General features: G+C 38.5%; 16 protein-coding genes. 10 read left to right on the plus strand and 6 right to left on the minus strand.

Features of this window, described 5'->3' with window-relative positions; genetic code table 11:
* Positions 1 to 220: 220 nt before the first annotated feature.
* Both EWM59_RS12580 and EWM59_RS12585 read right to left on the minus strand, forming a co-directional pair.
* Positions 221 to 892 carry a thiamine diphosphokinase gene (locus EWM59_RS12580; protein WP_130021331.1) on the minus strand — a complete coding sequence of 224 codons (672 nt, stop codon included), beginning with the start codon at positions 890 to 892 and terminating at the stop codon, positions 221 to 223.
* Positions 893 to 1024: 132 nt separating this feature from the next.
* A complete protein-coding gene (locus EWM59_RS12585; protein ID WP_130021332.1) occupies positions 1025 to 1624 on the minus strand; it encodes a transposase in 600 nt (199 codons plus the stop codon).
* Positions 1625 to 1743: 119 nt separating this feature from the next.
* Between EWM59_RS12585 and ispE the strand changes: the two genes are divergently transcribed.
* The 3 genes from ispE to recO are packed head-to-tail and all read left to right on the plus strand — an operon-like array spanning position 1744 to position 3848.
* Positions 1744 to 2562 carry a 4-(cytidine 5'-diphospho)-2-C-methyl-D-erythritol kinase gene (ispE, locus tag EWM59_RS12590; protein WP_130021333.1) on the plus strand — a complete coding sequence of 273 codons (819 nt, stop codon included), beginning with the start codon at positions 1744 to 1746 and terminating at the stop codon, positions 2560 to 2562.
* A 19-nt stretch (positions 2563 to 2581) separates the two neighbouring features.
* Positions 2582 to 3190, plus strand: a complete 609-nt coding sequence (locus EWM59_RS12595) for a cytochrome c oxidase subunit 3 (protein ID WP_165372166.1) — start codon at positions 2582 to 2584, stop codon at positions 3188 to 3190.
* On the plus strand, positions 3159 to 3848 hold the full coding sequence (gene recO / locus EWM59_RS12600; protein ID WP_130021334.1) for a DNA repair protein RecO: 690 nt from the start codon (positions 3159 to 3161) through the stop codon (positions 3846 to 3848). The genes EWM59_RS12595 and recO overlap by 32 nt, the downstream gene beginning before the upstream one ends.
* A gap of 62 nt (positions 3849 to 3910) precedes the next feature.
* On the opposite strand, the gene EWM59_RS12605 is transcribed toward recO, so the two are convergent.
* Complete coding sequence (locus EWM59_RS12605; RefSeq protein ID WP_130021335.1) at positions 3911 to 4207, minus strand: hypothetical protein; 297 nt, start codon at positions 4205 to 4207, stop codon at positions 3911 to 3913.
* Positions 4208 to 4427: 220 nt separating this feature from the next.
* On the opposite strand from EWM59_RS12605, the gene EWM59_RS12610 reads away from it, so the two are divergent.
* The 4 genes from EWM59_RS12610 (at position 4428) to EWM59_RS12625 (ending at position 12777) form a co-directional block, all read left to right on the plus strand.
* Positions 4428 to 8639, plus strand: coding sequence for a DUF8696 domain-containing protein (locus tag EWM59_RS12610; protein WP_130021336.1), 4212 nt, complete (start codon positions 4428 to 4430; stop codon positions 8637 to 8639).
* A gap of 117 nt (positions 8640 to 8756) precedes the next feature.
* Complete coding sequence (locus tag EWM59_RS12615; RefSeq protein WP_130021337.1) at positions 8757 to 9002, plus strand: type B 50S ribosomal protein L31; 246 nt, start codon at positions 8757 to 8759, stop codon at positions 9000 to 9002.
* 167 nt (positions 9003 to 9169) lie between these two features.
* Entirely contained in the window at positions 9170 to 10237 is a 1068-nt protein-coding gene (locus EWM59_RS12620) for an AraC family transcriptional regulator (protein ID WP_130021338.1), read from the plus strand.
* 146 nt (positions 10238 to 10383) lie between these two features.
* Complete coding sequence (locus tag EWM59_RS12625) at positions 10384 to 12777, plus strand: outer membrane beta-barrel protein (RefSeq protein WP_130021339.1); 2394 nt, start codon at positions 10384 to 10386, stop codon at positions 12775 to 12777.
* An 11-nt stretch (positions 12778 to 12788) separates the two neighbouring features.
* Here the strand turns inward: EWM59_RS12625 and EWM59_RS12630 are convergent, their stop codons facing one another.
* Positions 12789 to 13673 carry a DMT family transporter gene (locus EWM59_RS12630; protein ID WP_130021340.1) on the minus strand — a complete coding sequence of 295 codons (885 nt, stop codon included), beginning with the start codon at positions 13671 to 13673 and terminating at the stop codon, positions 12789 to 12791.
* A 215-nt stretch (positions 13674 to 13888) separates the two neighbouring features.
* On the opposite strand from EWM59_RS12630, the gene EWM59_RS12635 reads away from it, so the two are divergent.
* The 3 genes from EWM59_RS12635 to EWM59_RS12645 all read left to right on the plus strand — a co-directional run bounded on the left by EWM59_RS12635 (position 13889) and on the right by EWM59_RS12645 (position 15531).
* Entirely contained in the window at positions 13889 to 14791 is a 903-nt protein-coding gene (locus tag EWM59_RS12635) for a TIGR01777 family oxidoreductase (protein WP_130021341.1), read from the plus strand.
* A gap of 62 nt (positions 14792 to 14853) precedes the next feature.
* Positions 14854 to 15243, plus strand: coding sequence for an HIT family protein (locus EWM59_RS12640; RefSeq protein WP_130021342.1), 390 nt, complete (start codon positions 14854 to 14856; stop codon positions 15241 to 15243).
* A 102-nt stretch (positions 15244 to 15345) separates the two neighbouring features.
* Positions 15346 to 15531 (plus strand): hypothetical protein, encoded by a 186-nt coding sequence (locus EWM59_RS12645; RefSeq protein ID WP_130021343.1) that lies wholly within the window; start codon positions 15346 to 15348, stop codon positions 15529 to 15531.
* A gap of 42 nt (positions 15532 to 15573) precedes the next feature.
* On the opposite strand, the gene EWM59_RS12650 is transcribed toward EWM59_RS12645, so the two are convergent.
* Positions 15574 to 16206, minus strand: a complete 633-nt coding sequence (locus tag EWM59_RS12650; protein ID WP_130021344.1) for a carbonic anhydrase — start codon at positions 16204 to 16206, stop codon at positions 15574 to 15576.
* Between the two features lie 97 nt (positions 16207 to 16303).
* Entirely contained in the window at positions 16304 to 16705 is a 402-nt protein-coding gene (locus tag EWM59_RS12655; protein ID WP_130021345.1) for a hypothetical protein, read from the minus strand.
* Between the last annotated feature and the right edge of the window lie 19 nt (positions 16706 to 16724).

Genomic DNA, 16724 nt, shown 5'->3' on the forward strand with positions numbered 1-16724 from the left:
AAGAAAATGTTAAGACCTAATAATCAAACAGTTAGTATTGAGGAAGGTAGAAAAAATCAAATTAAAAAGTTATCCACAAAGTTGTACACAACTCTTAATAGGTTTTCTTAGTAAAAATTTACGTAGTGTATAGTAAGGTTTTGGTTGACAAATGTAAATATTTAATTTTCAGAAAAAAAAGAAAATTCTGAAAAAGTTATCCACATTGAAAATTCCTTCCTTAATCATGACATTCCATCAGCAGAAGATCACCTTTTTCGTAAGAAATCCTGACAATTCCGTCTTCGGCTGCTTCATTACTGCTTCCTGTCCTATAACCGAGCATAAGTGATTCATTATCAAGCTTATATAGTAAATTTTCTGTTCGTATGCCTTCAACAGTACCAACAGGTATCAAAGAGATGGGTGAACCTTTCGTAAACCACTTCTCAAAGGTGTTTGGGGTAGGTAATAAGGGGTATATTACTGAATAATCGTCTATTAGAACGACCCGAAGTTTACTTTTGTAACGTACAATATTGGTCATATTACTGATAGAATGGTCGGCTCTGCGCCCTGTTGCCCATACTACATTCACGGCAGGGAACCCCCGACTTATCAACATATCGAAGGCTTTCTCCAAATCCGTTTTTTCCTGGTCAGGCGTATGAATAACCTCAATCGGATATTGACTTTTCTCGATTTCTGTTAAGTCAATGTTAACATCAAAATCGCCTAAAAGTACATCAACTTTAATACCTAATTCAATTACCCGATAAATAGCCTGGTCTAAAACAACCACGAAAGGACTCCACTCCAGCAAGTGTCCCAACAACTCAAAACTGCATGCTTCACCATTGGCAATAATCAATGCAGGTTCTTGTTTTTCTCTAACAATATGATGAGACGACATTCAGAAACAAAATTAGAAACTAAGGTAAATAACTAACGCCGGGAGCCTCGGTAGAAGTTCTCAATAGTTAAGAATAATTTTTCGGGTCCTGGTCGCACAATAGCTAAGTTGCTAAGTGCCAGAAGATAAGCGTTATTTCATAGCAGACAGTTTTCCTAAATCAATATCTTCAAGGGTTGCCTTGATTTTATCCATAGACACATTATTGCCTTTTACACTCACCACAAAACGATTGGCAAGTAGCACTGCCAGTTCACCGTCTTTGTTAGTATTGCTGTATTTTTCAAATGCCTTGTGGTCTTTATAGGTAGTTGTTTTTTCATAGCCCGATTCATTCTCTTTATCTACATCTACCATTGCCCAGGCAGCCATACCCATAATAGCTCCGGTGCCGGCCACATCTACAATGCTTACCTCTATTGAGCTATCTCCTTCCCGGTATTTTCCATTAGCAGTTGATACCTTAAAGCCCATGGCACCTGTTTTCTCACTCGATGCCTCAGTACGAGGCAATCCGTCAGCATCGGCAGGGAGCAATTCTTTCAACACTTTGGCATCTACTACTTCAGTGGGGCCATCTTTCGACATTTTCTCGGCTTCTTGTGCAATGTTCTCTAAAGCTTCTACCGCAGTTTTAGGTTCTTCTTTCTTTTCTTCTTCGTCTTTACTTCCGCAGCCTGCTGATAAAAAAGTGGTAGCCAGTAATAAGGCCAGTAGTTTGACAGTTTTCATGATTAGTAAGTAGTTTAAGGGTAAAATTTCAAGAAATATAGGCACTTTTTGAAAAACAAAAAATGATTTGCTGTAATTTAAATTGAGGCTGCTAACTTTGATTTTTTATTGTCTGACAGATGCTTACTTTCCCAAACGCTAAAATAAATATAGGGCTTACTATTACTGAAAAACGCCCTGATGGATTCCACAACATTGAGTCTGTTTTTTATCCTGTAAACTGGTGCGATGCTTTAGAAATTGTACACGCTCCACAGTTTCATTTTCAGAGTACAGGCCTGCCAATTCCGGGCAGCGAGAATAGTAATCTTTGCCTAAAGGCCTATCATCTCTTAGCTAATAATCACCCGGAAATGAGTAAGCAATCTGCTCATTTTCATTTGCATAAAGTAATACCTATGGGTGCCGGATTAGGGGGTGGCTCGGCTGATGGAGCTTTTGCGCTGAAGATACTCAACGAAATTTTTGAATTAGGCTTAAGCACTGCCGATTTACAGCAATATGCACGTCAGTTAGGTTCAGACTGCGCTTTTTTTATTGAAAATCGTCCGGTATTTTGTTTCAATAAAGGAGACGAATTTGAAGAATTTTCATTAAATTTAAAAGATAAATTTATCGTACTGGTTAATCCGTCAATTCATATTTCAACCGCCGAAGCTTATGCCGGAGTAATACCAAAAAAAGCTGAAATACCGCTAAAAGAAGCATTAAAATTACCGTTAAATAAATGGGAGGGCATTATTAAAAACGATTTTGAAGAAAATTTGTTATGGAAATATCCGACCATTGCAGCCACTAAAAAAATACTGTATGAACAAGGTGCCCTCTATGCTTCTATGACAGGCTCCGGTTCTACTGTCTATGGTATTTTTGAAACAGAAAAAGACTTAAAAGTAAAATTTCCTGACTTTGCTATCTGGCAGGGTTATTTAAACTGATGTAAGACTACCAAAGAGAATGCTGAAAGAATTAACAAAACGCCGTGAACCATTTTCATTCATGCTTTATCTAAGCATTGTGGGAAGTAGTCTGGTATTTTTTTTCATTATTCTCGTTTTTATTACTAAAGAAGTCAGTAATCAGCCCATTACCCTGAAAATACCTGGGGTATTCTGGGCAAGTACCTGTATAATCTTAACAAGTAGCTCAACACTTCATTGGGCCAATAAGGCATTCAGGCAAGAAAGATTTCGCAGTTATCGGCTAAATATCAGTCTGACTTTGTTGTGTGGCATAGCTTTTATGGTTTTACAAGCCTGGGGGTGGCGACAGATGTTTATGAAAGGAATAACCATGAGCAACAGTACCGGAGGGATGTTTATTTATATTTTATCCGGTTTACATCTGGCTCATGCTTTAGGTGGTATTATTGCGTTGGCTGTGGCTAATAACGACGCCTTTAAACGCATGGAATATGTAGATTCTTATGTTTATAGCGTAAATCCTCCTAACCAGTTAAAACTGCGGTTAATCAGCATCTACTGGCATTTTATTGATGCCTTATGGCTTCTTTTATTTATTTTTCTACTATACCATGCTTCACAAAACCCGGGGAATAGTCATTAATTATATTCGTTACCGTGAGACGTCTATCATTACCAAAATTTATACAGAAAAATTTGGTATACAATCATATATAGAAAATGGCGTAAGAAGCAGTAAAGGCAAAAACAGGATTGCCCTTTTTCAGCCACTCACTTTGCTGGATTTAGTTTTGTATCATGACGATAAAAAAGAGATTCATCGTATTTCCGAAATCAAATCGGCCTATCCGTTCAAAACCTTGCCTTATGACGTATATAAGTCAAGCATTGCTATGTTTTTAGATGAAATACTGAATAAAACGCTGAAAGAAAGCAACGAAAATCAGGTCTTATTCGATTTTCTTTATCATTCTTTTGTATTCCTCGATGAAACCGAGCAGCATTTCGAGAATTTTCACCTGATTTTTTTATTGAAATATACTTTCTTTTTAGGATTTTCTCCGCAGGATGCTAACGAAATTATGACCCAGTTTCGTGAAGCGAATATCATCATTCCGTTTGATTCAGACTATAAAGCCCTGATGAACAGCCTGATTGTCGCAGATTATCAGACACCGATTCCGATGAGTCGAGGGGCACGGAATCATTTACTGGAAGTGATTATTTTATTCTATCAGTTGCATGTAGAAGATTTCGGCGACATTAAATCTTTACAGGTGCTACGAGAGGTACTGAGCTAAATACAAAATTGTTTCTACCAAACCTGTCGTACCAGATTCAGCCAATAATTAACCCGATGGCTTTATTTACTTCCGAGTATGAGGTATAAGAAAAATATAAAGGCCACATCAATCAGCGGAATAAATCCTATTCTTAACGACAAAGGATAATTACCGGAAAAGAACTTTATCCAGGCAAAAATCTGTGTAATCAGAATTAATACCGGCAATAAAAATGTGGCCCATAAAATTACCCAGAGCAGTGTGTTTTTTTCTGAACCCGGGGCATCGAACATCATGGGCGACATCATGGCCATCATAATAGCAGGTACCAGGGCAAGCACCCAAAGAACATTAAAAACCAAGGCTGTTGTTTTCATAAAATAATTGAGATAAAGAAATATATTACATCGGCAATAAAAAATAGCTCTGACGTTACGGTTTATCAGAAATATCTATGCCAGCGCTACCAGCAACCAGATAAATACAGCTTTTATTAAACATAAGACTTCTTTTACCACAGAATCAATTAAGGAAAACTATATTGTTTTCTTGCTGTTAAATCTCCAATTTTGTTTTCTTATTCATTTGTCGGTACCTATGAAAAAACTTCTACAACTTATCATACTTGCCTTAGGCATTTCTCCTTTTTCAGGCAAGGCACAACAGATAAGCTTTACGCCTCCTGCTGCAAATTCGAAATTAAAATTAGGGTTAGCACAAATTGCTGTATTAGCTGCTAATAATCAACTGCTTGATAGTCGCTCTCTCAATAATTACAATCTATATCAGTTTAAAGACCAGCATGAAAAAATCTTAGTTGATGTAATTGCTAAAGCTGATATAGCCGCCTTGCAGAAAGAACTCAACGCTGCGGCAGTTGAAATGATAAGTGCCTCTAAAAAAAGAGTTACCTGCTGGGTAGAAATAGATAAAATTACAGGATTAACCGAAACAGCAAAAAATATTTCATGGATTCAGCCTGTCATAAAACCGCTTAATAATTCGGGGCCGGTTATGTCTCAGGGCGACTCTGCCCAACGCTCGGGTATTGCACGCCAGATAACAGGGCTTAACGGCACAGGTGTAAAAATAGGCGTTCTTTCTGATAGTTATGATTTGTTAGGAGGAGCCAATGCAGGTGTAATTGCCGGAGAATTACCGGGCACAGGCAATCCTGATGGATTTACTACGCCTGTAACAGTTTTGAGCGAGTCGTTAAGTGGTGGCGCAGATGAAGGTAGAGCCATGATAGAAATTATACACGATGTAGCTCCGGGAGCCCAGTTGTATTATTATTCTGCTTTCAATGGTGAAGCTGACTTTGCCAATGGCATCAGAGCCCTGGCGGCGGCAGGCTGTAAAATTATTGTTGATGACATCACCTATCTGCTTGAGCCTTTCTTTCAGGATGGCTTAATTGCACAGGCGGTTGATGAAGTAACCGCCAACTATGGCGTATCGTACTATTCTTCGGCAGGAAATTCAAGCAATAGTTCTTACGAAGCCCCCTATCTGGCATCGACTTTTCAGCCGTTCTCAAATAGTACTGAAACCGCCCATAATTTCGGCACTACTGGCAACCCTTTATATTATCTGCCTATTCAGGTGATAGGCGGAATGACGCTAACCTTGGAGTGGGACGACCCTTATTTCAGTACGGGAAATGGCTCACTCGGTGCAAGCTCCGACCTTAATATTTATTTGCTTATAAACAATGGGAATGGTTATCAGGTAGTAGCTTCCAGTATAGATAGCAATATTGGTGCTGACCCGGCAGAATTATTCGGTATAAATGGTTCAGGTACGGCCTATATTCTGATTACTAAAAAAGGCGGAACTAACCCCAGAAATATAAAATTCATAGGTTTTCGTGGATTAAGCTGGGCTGTTACTCCCACTACTGTCGCAGGTATTAAAGCGTCAACCATCATAGGGCATCATAATGCTACTAATACCATTGCAGTAGGGGCTGCCAGTTATGACAAAACACCTGCCTATGGGGTGAATCCTCCTGTTGCTGAGTCCTATACTTCTCGTGGTGGTACGCCCATTTACAGGTCTATCTCGGGTGATTTGCTTCCGACTCCCATTATCAGACAAAAACCCGAAATAGTGGCCCCTGATAATGCCAATACCTCTTTTTTCATTGCCGGATATGACTATGAAAATGATGGCAAGCCCAATTTTAACGGCACATCTGCTTCTGCTCCTCATGCAGCGGCGGTGGCAGGTCTGATGTTACAGGGGAATCCCAGCCTGACTCCGGGCGGCATAAAAACAGCCCTGATAAATTCATGCGTGGATATGGACGACACTACCACACCAGGCTTTGACACAGGTTTTGATTATGCAACCGGCAATGGCCTTATTAGAGCCGATGCGGCTGTTTTAAGCACCCTGAACCCTAACTGTCCGCCAGTCAATGTTACCATTACCCGAGCCACTACTTTTTGCGAAGGAGATTCTGTAATTTTTGATGCCAACAATGCTTCAGGCTATACTTTTCAATGGAAAAGAAACGGTACTGACTTACCCAATCAAACACAAGCTCGCCTGATAGTTAAAGAATCTGGGCTTTATTCAGTAGCTATTACCAATATCAATTGTACCTTGTCTTCTATAGCTATCAGAGCCACTGCCAAATTAGGCGTTCCTGCACCCACTACTGTCAGCAAAACCATTAGTCAGGGAACAGTCATCACAACCGGAAACGGGCTACAGGCCAGTAGCAACTGCCATCCTCATCAAACCGCTACTTATGCGGGGCCTACCATAGGTTATGACAATGGCAATAAAAATGGTCCTGACCCCACTGCAACAGTTACCGGAATAAACGGCACTATTTTACTCACAAGAGTGTCCATCAGGTGGCGTAAAAGAAGCGGTGGAACCATCAACGATTGCGGAACTACTGGTGGTAGTAATAATCCGTTTAATGATGAGGTATCATTCAAGTTAATAGCGCCAGATAATACCACTATTAATCTGCTTAATGCCAATACTTATTCATTTTCGGGAAGTTATGTAGGTACCGTTACTACTGTATTTGAAGACGGCGGCGCCGTATTAGGCACTATTCCTGCGTCGGGCACATTTAATCCGGCTCAAAGTCTGAGTTTATTAGATGGAAGAAATCCTAATGGTGTATGGAAACTGATAGCCAACGATGATGCGGCGGCAGACCCTCTGTGTGTAGAAGGGTTTTCTGTTACGGTTTATACCAATGGTACAGGAGTAGCCAGTACTATAACCTGGTGGGATAGCCCATCTAATGGCACACAGGTAGGCACAGGTAATGAGTATATTCCAACTAATACCAGCCCCGGCACCTATACGTATTATGCCGAAGCTAATTGCGCAGGTAGCGGATTAAGTTGTCAGACAAGCATTCGTAAACCTGCTACCTTGACTATTGTTCCGGGCTGTGTAACACAGGCAGGTACAGTAAATGGGAATACAAATGCCTGTGCGGGCAACAACAGCGGTACCTTAACTTTATCGGGGCATACAGGTACTATTCTCAGATGGGAATCGTCTGTCAACAATTTTGCTACCATTACCACTATCAACAATACTACTACCACACAGAATTATTCGAATCTGACACAAACTACGCAATTCAGAGCTGTAGTAAAAAATGGGTCTTGTACCGAAGCCAATGCTACTCCTGCCACCATTACTGTTACTACCATTGCCGCTACAGCCAGCAATACAGGTCCTTATGATGTAGGGCAAACTATTCAGCTAACAGCCACCGGAGGTAGTACCTATAGCTGGGCAGGCCCGAATGCTTTCAGTAGTAGCAATAATCCGGCTACTATCCCCAATGCTACTCTTGCTATGGCAGGAACTTATACCGTAACTGTTACACAAAATTCCTGTTCGGCAAGTGCTACTACCCTCGTATCAGTAAGTGATAGCAATCCTTGTAGTAAAGTAGTAGATTTTGATTATGTACTGGCAGGCAATCCGTTTGATTACAAGTTTCCATTAGTTAATAATATGGTGATTGCACAAGTGCCTGAAGAAACCTCTATTGTGATTAACCCTATCTGTGAGTCTGTAACTATCGAGAGTTTCAGAATGCTTTTACAAGGCCCTGCTCCATTTCAGAATCATGAAACTATTGAAAGTGTCCCTATCTATGCCCTCTTTAACAATACAGGCAACAATGTCTTAGGGCGTCATTTACCTGTGGGTAATTATACCCTTACCGTAACAGGTTATAATCAGGCTAACGCACAGGGCAGCATTACTTATGGCCCTACTGTTATTAATTTCAGCATCGTTGCCGGTAATGTAAGTATTGCTACCCCAACCTTTGACGTTAATTCACTCTGTGCAGGTGGTTCTAATACTTTTAATGTTAATTTTTCTACCACAGGCACATTTGCACCGGGCAACCAGTTTGAAGTGCAATTATCAGACTTATACAGTTCATTCGATAACCCTGTAGTGATTGGTACGTCCAATAATGCCGGAAATGTTGCTTGTACTATTCCTGCCAACGTTATAGCAGGTAATCAGTATAAAATCAGGGTTGTTTCTACTAACCCTACCATCAATAGCAATTCTAATGGTACTACCATCAGTATTACCTCAAGTGCATTAACTTTAGTAAGCCCTGATGATAATTATACAGGAGCTACGCTTATTAAAAAAGCCGGAGAGACCATCAACGCCACTAATAAGATATTTACTCCGTCAAATATCAGTTATGAGGCCGGTAATGCGGTTATTTTAGGAGCAGGGTTTCAGGTAGATAATCAGGCGGTTTTCAGAGCCGAAATAAAAACTTGCTATAACTAATGAAAAAAATATAGGTATTGACGCATTATTTTGTATATAAACTTTGTTTTTTGATTAAATATTTCTAATTTTGCAACCCGTTTTAGCGATTTTAAGAAGTTCAATACAAATACAGCAATGAAAAAAGATATTCATCCAAATTATAGACCAGTTGTTTTCTGGGATTTATCGTCGGACTACAAATTCTTAACACGCTCTTGTGTTAATACGAAAGAAAATATTGTATGGGAAGATGGTAACGAATACCCGGTTTACAAAGTGGAGGTTAGTTCAAACTCACACCCATTCTATACTGGTAAAAATGTATTGCTTGATACAGCCGGACGTGTTGATAAATTCAACAAACGTTATGGTAAAAAATAATTATCAGATTTACGTGCAAAAAAGGTCTTTCAGGGTTTTCTGAAAGACCTTTTTTGTTTCTTAATCATACACAAGAATTCATTTGAAAAAAGTGCCTTGTTTTAAGACTTGCTTTATGTATTTTAGATATTTTTGTAGAGAAAAGCTATGCTAAAATTCCGGGAAATATGAACATCAGGCAAGACATACTATTTTTTTTTAGTGGGTTAGGTGTTTTTAACAGTCTGCTTTTAGCTGCTTATTTTTTGTTTTTCAAGAAAACCAGGACTTTTACCGCATTATTATTAGGTTTATTATTGTTATGCCTCAGTATCAGGGTCGGTAAATCAGTATTTCTGATTTTCAAGCCCGATTTAGCCAAAACTTATTTACAAATCGGCTTATCTGCCTGTTTCTTCATTGGACCCACGCTCTTTTACCTCATTAAATCTATCCGTGAGCATATTGTTAAAATTCCTAAGTACTGGAAACTGAATTTTGCCCTTCATCTTGCCATCATTGTTCCGATAGGCGTTTTATTTACGTATGAGGAATATCCGGCCTTATGGGGTCAATTTATCAGGTTCATTTACCTACAATGGTTTGTTTATACAGTTGCGGCAGGTATTAAAATGAAAGAAGTATTTATAAAGCTTTTCAATAAAGAAGAAAAGTTAAATCTACCCGAACAGTTTCAGCTATTACTTTTCACAGGCAACACTATTATCTTTATCAGCTATTTTCTCTCTCTTACTAATATTCCTGGATTTTTTTACATAATTGGCCCACTCTCATTTACCTTTATTCTATATATCAGCATCCTGTTCTTATTGAAAAAAGAAAAAATGGACATGCAGATATTCAGCCCTCAGGACAAATATGCCAATAAAAAAATCGGAGATGAACAGGCTACTGCATTGGTGCAGAAATTAGAGCAACTATTACAAACACAGGAACTCTACAAAGACCCTGACCTCAAATTGAATGATTTATCGAAAAGAATTAATATTTCGGGGCATCAGCTATCACAATTATTGAATTATAATTTAGGCAAAAGTTTTTCAACCTACATCAACGAGTACCGCATTAACGAAGCCTGCAAAATGATTATTGAGCAGCCAAATCTTACCTTAGAAGCCATCGGTTATGAGGTAGGGTTTAACTCTAAATCTACTTTTTATACAACTTTCAAAAAACTCAGATATACAACGCCGATGCTTTACAAAGAAAAGGCCGAAAAAAGCATCACTTCATAACTTACTAAATATCAACTCATTACAGCCAGCTAAAAATTTATACGAGTTCGGTTTTATAATTCCGTACTCCTGAATCATAAACTCCGAACTACGCTTCTTTCTTCAAAAATTACATTTGACATGTTATTTGTTTAAATGTATATCTCATGTCTAAATTATCGCTTGCCACTATTCTATTTTTTCTTGTTTATTCAGTTTCATTTGGCCAGAGTACTATTTCCGGGAAAGTCATTGACAATGTATCAAAACAAGGCATTCCTTTTGTAAATGTTTCTTTGCTTGCTGCAAAAGACTCAGCCTTAGTGAAAGGAAGTACTACCGATTCAACAGGTATTTTCCGACTATTAGCTGTGTCTGAAGGTAGTTACCTCTTACTCTTTTCTTCTGTTGAGTATCAAAAACACTATCAGACTATCGTAATAGACAAGTCTGCTTCATCTGCTTTACAATTAAATGAGATTGTATTAACAACCGATAATCAGGTGTTGAATGAAGTAAATGTAAGGGCAGATAAAATACAGCTACAACAGGCTGACGAAAAACTGATTGTAAATATAGCCGATAATAAACTCTTTCATACTTCAACCAATGGTTTTGATATATTGAAGAAAATGCCCGGTATCCAAATTAATAACGATGGTAGCCTTTCAATGTCTGGGGGGATAGTTCCTACCATTTTTATAGATGGCAAACCTATGCCTATGAGTGTAGAGCAGCTACGAAACTACCTGAATAGCCTTACCCCCGAAATGGTTGCTTCTATTGAAATTATCGCCAATCCATCAGGCAAATATGATGCCGAATACAAGGCTATTATCGATATCAGGCTACAACGTGATAAAGCATTAGGCTGGGTAGGCAACTATGTGGGTAATCTGCAACAAGGGGTATATACTTATAATAACAATAACCTGACCCTAAACTATAACACCCCCAAGATAGCTTATACTGCCAGAATAGGTTATCAGACGGGTGCTACAGTTTATCGTTACCGGGCATTGCAACATCAGGCCAATACCAATATTATGCGAACAGACACCTGGCAGAAGACCATGCACGATAACCTCAATCTTCAGTTTGAGGCCGATTATCACCTGAAAAAGAATCATAATCTTGGCCTGATACTGCGCACAACTCAATTGAATAGAAAGGCCTGGGCTGATAATACCCTACATTTCACCAATTCAACCGATGAAATGGTGTTGTCGAATATCCATAGTATCAACAATTATAAACCAACGCAAGCCAATTATGGTGTCAATCTAAGTTATGATGCCCGTATGGGTAAAAATGAATTACATGTATTAGGCATTCTTTCGCAGGTAAATAATGCAAGAACAGAAGATATTCAGAATACCCAGACGCTTAACGGAAATTTGCTGAATTACTGGAAAACTGATTTAGTCAACAATATTTCTATCCGTTCTGTTCAGACAGATTTTATCAGTAATATAGGCAAAGGTCGTTTAGAGGTCGGAGCCAAGTTTGCCTCCATTGCCACTAAAAACGCCCTTAGATATGATACCCTTACTAAAGATAACATATTTGTACTTGACCTGAGCCGAAGCAACAATTTTCATTATGATGAATACATCTCCGCAGCTTATCTGATATATGGGCATAAATGGGGTAAACTCAGCTATAAGATAGGCTTACGGGCAGAGCATACCCATAGCATTGCCAACGCCATTACGAGCAAGCAAATCACAGAACGGCAGTATTTGAGATGGCTGCCAAGTATCAACTTGTCTTATCCTTTAGCTCATGAGCAACAAATTACAGCGGCTTATACCCATCGCATGACACGCCCTACTTTTGACGCATTAAATCCCTTTAGATTCTATTTGAGTCCTTTGAATTACTGGATTGGGAATCCTTATTTACTGCCTTCTACTACCAAACAAATAAGCATTACTTACACAAAAAAGAACTTCTATACTTTGCTGAATATAGGCCGGGAAGTTGACCCGATGGCTCGTTACCCTGAGTATAATCGGGTTACGAATGTCTTAGAATATTTAGGTACCAATCTACCTTATAATGATTTTGCTACGCTCGAAACTAACTGGTCTGTTAGCGTAAAAAAATGGTGGCGTATGACTCATAATCTGGGCTTGTATTATAGAATGGAACAAACACCTTATCATGGAGTAGTGTATGAAATTCCGATTACAAACTTTATGATTAATGGTAGTCAGATTTTTACACTTGCTAAAGATTTTACGTTTGATATTTACTATTACTATGTCTCAAAAAGAGGGAATGGACTCTATATTTTTAAACCTATTTACTACGTAGATTTAGGTTTACAGAAAACGTGGCTAAAAGGCAAACTGAATACCAGACTGAATTTTTATGACATCTTTAATAACAACTACCTTCAGTTGATTTTCAGAGAAAAAAGTATCATCGACAATGAGTTTTCACACTGGGGGGGTAATCAGCGTGTAGTTTTTTCACTCACCTATAATTTCGGAAAATCAGGCTATAAAATCAGACAAAACACCCGAAATGAAGAAGAAAGTCGGGTTGGGAATTAACGTTTCATTCCTTATCCTTTCGCTGGCTTCAAAAACGGGTGGAGAATCACTGATAGCAATATCAGTACTCCGCCTATATAAAAACCGGTAGTCATGCGTTCTTTTTCTCCAAAGATGAAATAAGCCAGCAGGATACCATAGATAGGCTCCATATTGATTGAAAGATTAAGCGTAAAAGCCGATATTTTCTTCAACAGCTTTACCATTTCATTGTAAGGATATACCGTGCATACCAGACCCAAAATAGCTATCCATATCCAGTCTTTAGCGCTTGGAATTAATTGAAAATGGGTATCAGGTGCGGCATAAACAATAATAGGAATAAACACCCATGAGGCAACAAAAGCTCCTGCCATTTCGTAAAAAGTAATGGTTTGTGCCTCATATTTCTGGGCAAGCTGTGCATTCATTACCGAAAAAACAGTAGCTAAAAAAGCTGCTATAATGCCAATAATAATCCCTGTCAGGTACTGATACTCAAATTTGAATACAAAGTACATCCCTGCTACTACAAGAACGCCCAATAATACCTCAATCCAGCTGATTTTTGTTTTTTTAACGAGAGGTTCCAGAATACTTGTAAAGAAAGAAGTAACCGAAAAAGTTACCAGACTGATAGCAATGGTAGAAGCTCTTGCAGAGCCAAAGAAACACATCCAGTGCAGTGATATAATAGCACCTACGCCTAATAAAGGCAAACTTTCTCTAAACGGAATAAGAATATGCTTCTTCTGAATTTTTGCCACGACAAACATTCCCAATGAAGCTAAAAAAGTTCGATAAAACACTACTCCCAAAGCTGAAACATCAGTAAGGCGACCCAAAATGGCCGTAAAACCTAAAATAATAACAATCAGATGCAGCTTAATATAGTCTTGCGGTGATGCTTTGGTCATGAGTTTAAAGTGCTTAGGGCATGGGTCAGGTAAACGATAACCAAAGGTAGTGAGATTTTGAAAAATAATACTACCAGTTGTCTTGGGTTATTTTGTAAAAGAAAAGAGATGATTGCACCAATCATGATTTAGCTATTCTATCAGAGTCAGGAAATTGATAGAAACATTTGCATAAATTTTTATGTTTTAAGACTACAACTAATTCCTATGAAGGCGTGAATATTTTAATCACCGGTGGCACAGGGCTTATTGGTAAGCATCTGACACAACTTTTATTAAGTAAAGGCCATAAGGTTTCTTTGCTAAGCCGTGAAAAAGTAAATGTACCTGATGTAAAAGTCTATCTTTGGGACACTGAAAAAGGACTCATAGACGATGATGCCCTCAAAAATACTGACTATATTATTCATCTGGCAGGTGCCGGAATTGCCGATAAACGCTGGACCGACAAGCGTAAGCAGGAAATCATAGATTCACGTGTAAAACCTATTCAGTTACTGAATAAACATCTGAAAGAACAGAAAATAAAACTGAAAGCCTTTATATCTGCCTCGGCCACAGGTTATTATGGTGGCGATACCGGAGAAGCAAGATTAGATGAAAATAGCCCCGCAGGTAATGATTTTCTGGCAACCTGCACTAAAATCTGGGAAGAAGAAGCAGAAAAATTTACGCAGGCTGAGAGAGTAGTGAGTCTTCGCACAGGTATTGTATTAAGCGAAAAAGGAGGAGCTTTGGCTCAACTGATAAAACCTGTTAAAATGGGCATAGGTTCGCCCTTAGGTACCGGCAAACAATGGATGTCGTGGATACACATTGATGATATGTGCCAGTTATATTTACAGGCCGTTGAAGACGAAAAAATGCAGGGTGCCTACAATGCCGTAGCGCCCGACCCTGTGCGCAATGAAGAAATAACCAGAGTGGCGGCAGGTGTCTTGAAAAAACCTTTATGGGCGCCCAATGTTCCGGCGTTTGTGTTGAAACTACTCTTTGGCGAAATGTCTGTCGTGGTTCTGGGAGGTAGTTATATAAAAAACAAAAGAGTTTCAGAAGAACTGTCGTTTTCTTATCAGTTCACTTCAATTAAAGAGGCATTGGAAGACTTGCTAAAGTAATTTTTTCTCAGAACCGAAAGTAAAATTTATTACCTTGCGCCCAAATTTATCAATCATACACTATGCCCTCTATCTTTTCAAAAATAGTAGCAGGAGACATTCCCTCTCATAAAATTGCGGAAACAGACGATTTCCTCGCATTTCTTGATGTCTTTCCATGTGCAGTAGGTCATACATTAGTTATTCCCAAAAAAGAAATAGATTATCTTTTCGATTTAGATGACGAACTCTATACAGGCTTAATGCAGTTTGCCAAACAAATAGAACCTGCCATCAGTAAAGCCGTGCCGTGTAAACGTGTGGGTGTAGCTGTGATTGGTCTGGAAGTACCTCATGCACACGTACATCTGATACCGATGAATAGCATGAGTGATATGAATTTTAACAATAAACTGAAACTCTCGCAAGAGCAATTAGCAGAAACAGCAGCCAGAATCAAGAGTTTTTTATAAAATATGGAAATAGCTTACGCAGTCATCATCTGCCTTTTACCCCTCTTTTTATCCATCAGATGTATTTATTTGTTGAGAAAAAACCCTAAGATTTCAGGGTTTATGAAGAGCATTATTACAGCCGTTCTCTGCGGTATTATTATCGTTTCTATTAGTGTAAGTATCCATCATTTTATGACCGATGGTATAGGCGATAAAGCAAATATGAGTTTAGGAGTACTTACTACCGTGCAAGGCATTATGTCAGGAGTGGTTTTTCTGGTAACGAGGTTTTTAGATAAGGTATAATCAACAGAGGGGGTTTGTCATACCCCCTCTATTTCATCTTTATTATCCTAAAGAATAAATCTCCTCTATATCTTTCAGTAATTTATCAAAATCAAGTTTCAAATCTATTAAGTTTCCTGTTTTGATGTCAAATACCCAACCGTGTACAATAGGGAACCCCTTTTTCTTGTACTCCTGCTGAACACTGGCCAATTTAATTACATTGAAACATTGCTCCTGTACATTCAGTTCAATCAAACGGTTGTAGCGGTCTTCTTCCTTTTCAATGGCATTCAGTTCATCTTTATGCAATCTGTACACATCTCTGATATTTCTTAACCAAGGGTTCAGAATCCCCATATCTACCGGTTGCATAGCAGCTTTCACCCCTCCACAACCATAGTGTCCGCACACAACTACGTGCTTTACACCAAGATGGCGCACAGCATAGTTAATAACCGCCATTACGTTTAAATCTGTAGCATTCACTAAATTGGCTATGTTCCGGTGTACAAAAACCTCACCCGGGCCTGCTCCCATCAGTTCTTCGGCTGTAACACGGCTGTCGCTACAACCTATATACAGGTATTCAGGATTTTGCCCTTTGGCAAGTTCTTTAAAAAAGTCTTTATTTGTTCTGGTTTTTTCGGTCAACCATTGTTGATTGTTTTCGAATACTTGTTCGTACGTAGGCATAAGTGTGAAATTCAAAAGGTTATATATTCATTAAAATCAGGTATTGCATTTAAACACTTTGTACAGGCTTCATTCAGAAAAGTAAATTTAAAAATAATCATTCTTTAATCCACGACAAAGCAGGATTAGGTTTTCCGGTTTTATAAAAATACGCAACTGCCTTCATTACATCAGCCTTACTATTACAAAGATTTTCAGCATACTCACCCAGTTGCCCACCTACGATTAGTTCTTTTTCTTTCAGGCTGCTTTTGCTCTCATCGCATAATGAATCAAAATTTTCATTGTCAAAAGTAATAAAAAGAATATAATCTTCTTTCCCACCTCCCACACATAAAAGATGATTCTCTTCTTCGCATGAAAGATTCAGCATTGTAATATCTTCTCCATTCAATCTATCAATACTCACCAAAACATCATTTAAAGCCGGATGTTCCATTTCTTCATAAAAAGTAGTGTTTTCTTTTTCAATATCTAAAATCAGGCGTTTTACTTTCATACACTTCTTTGTTATGAAT

The organism is Emticicia agri, from assembly GCF_004168285.1.
Lineage (GTDB): Bacteria > Bacteroidota > Bacteroidia > Cytophagales > Spirosomataceae > Emticicia > Emticicia agri.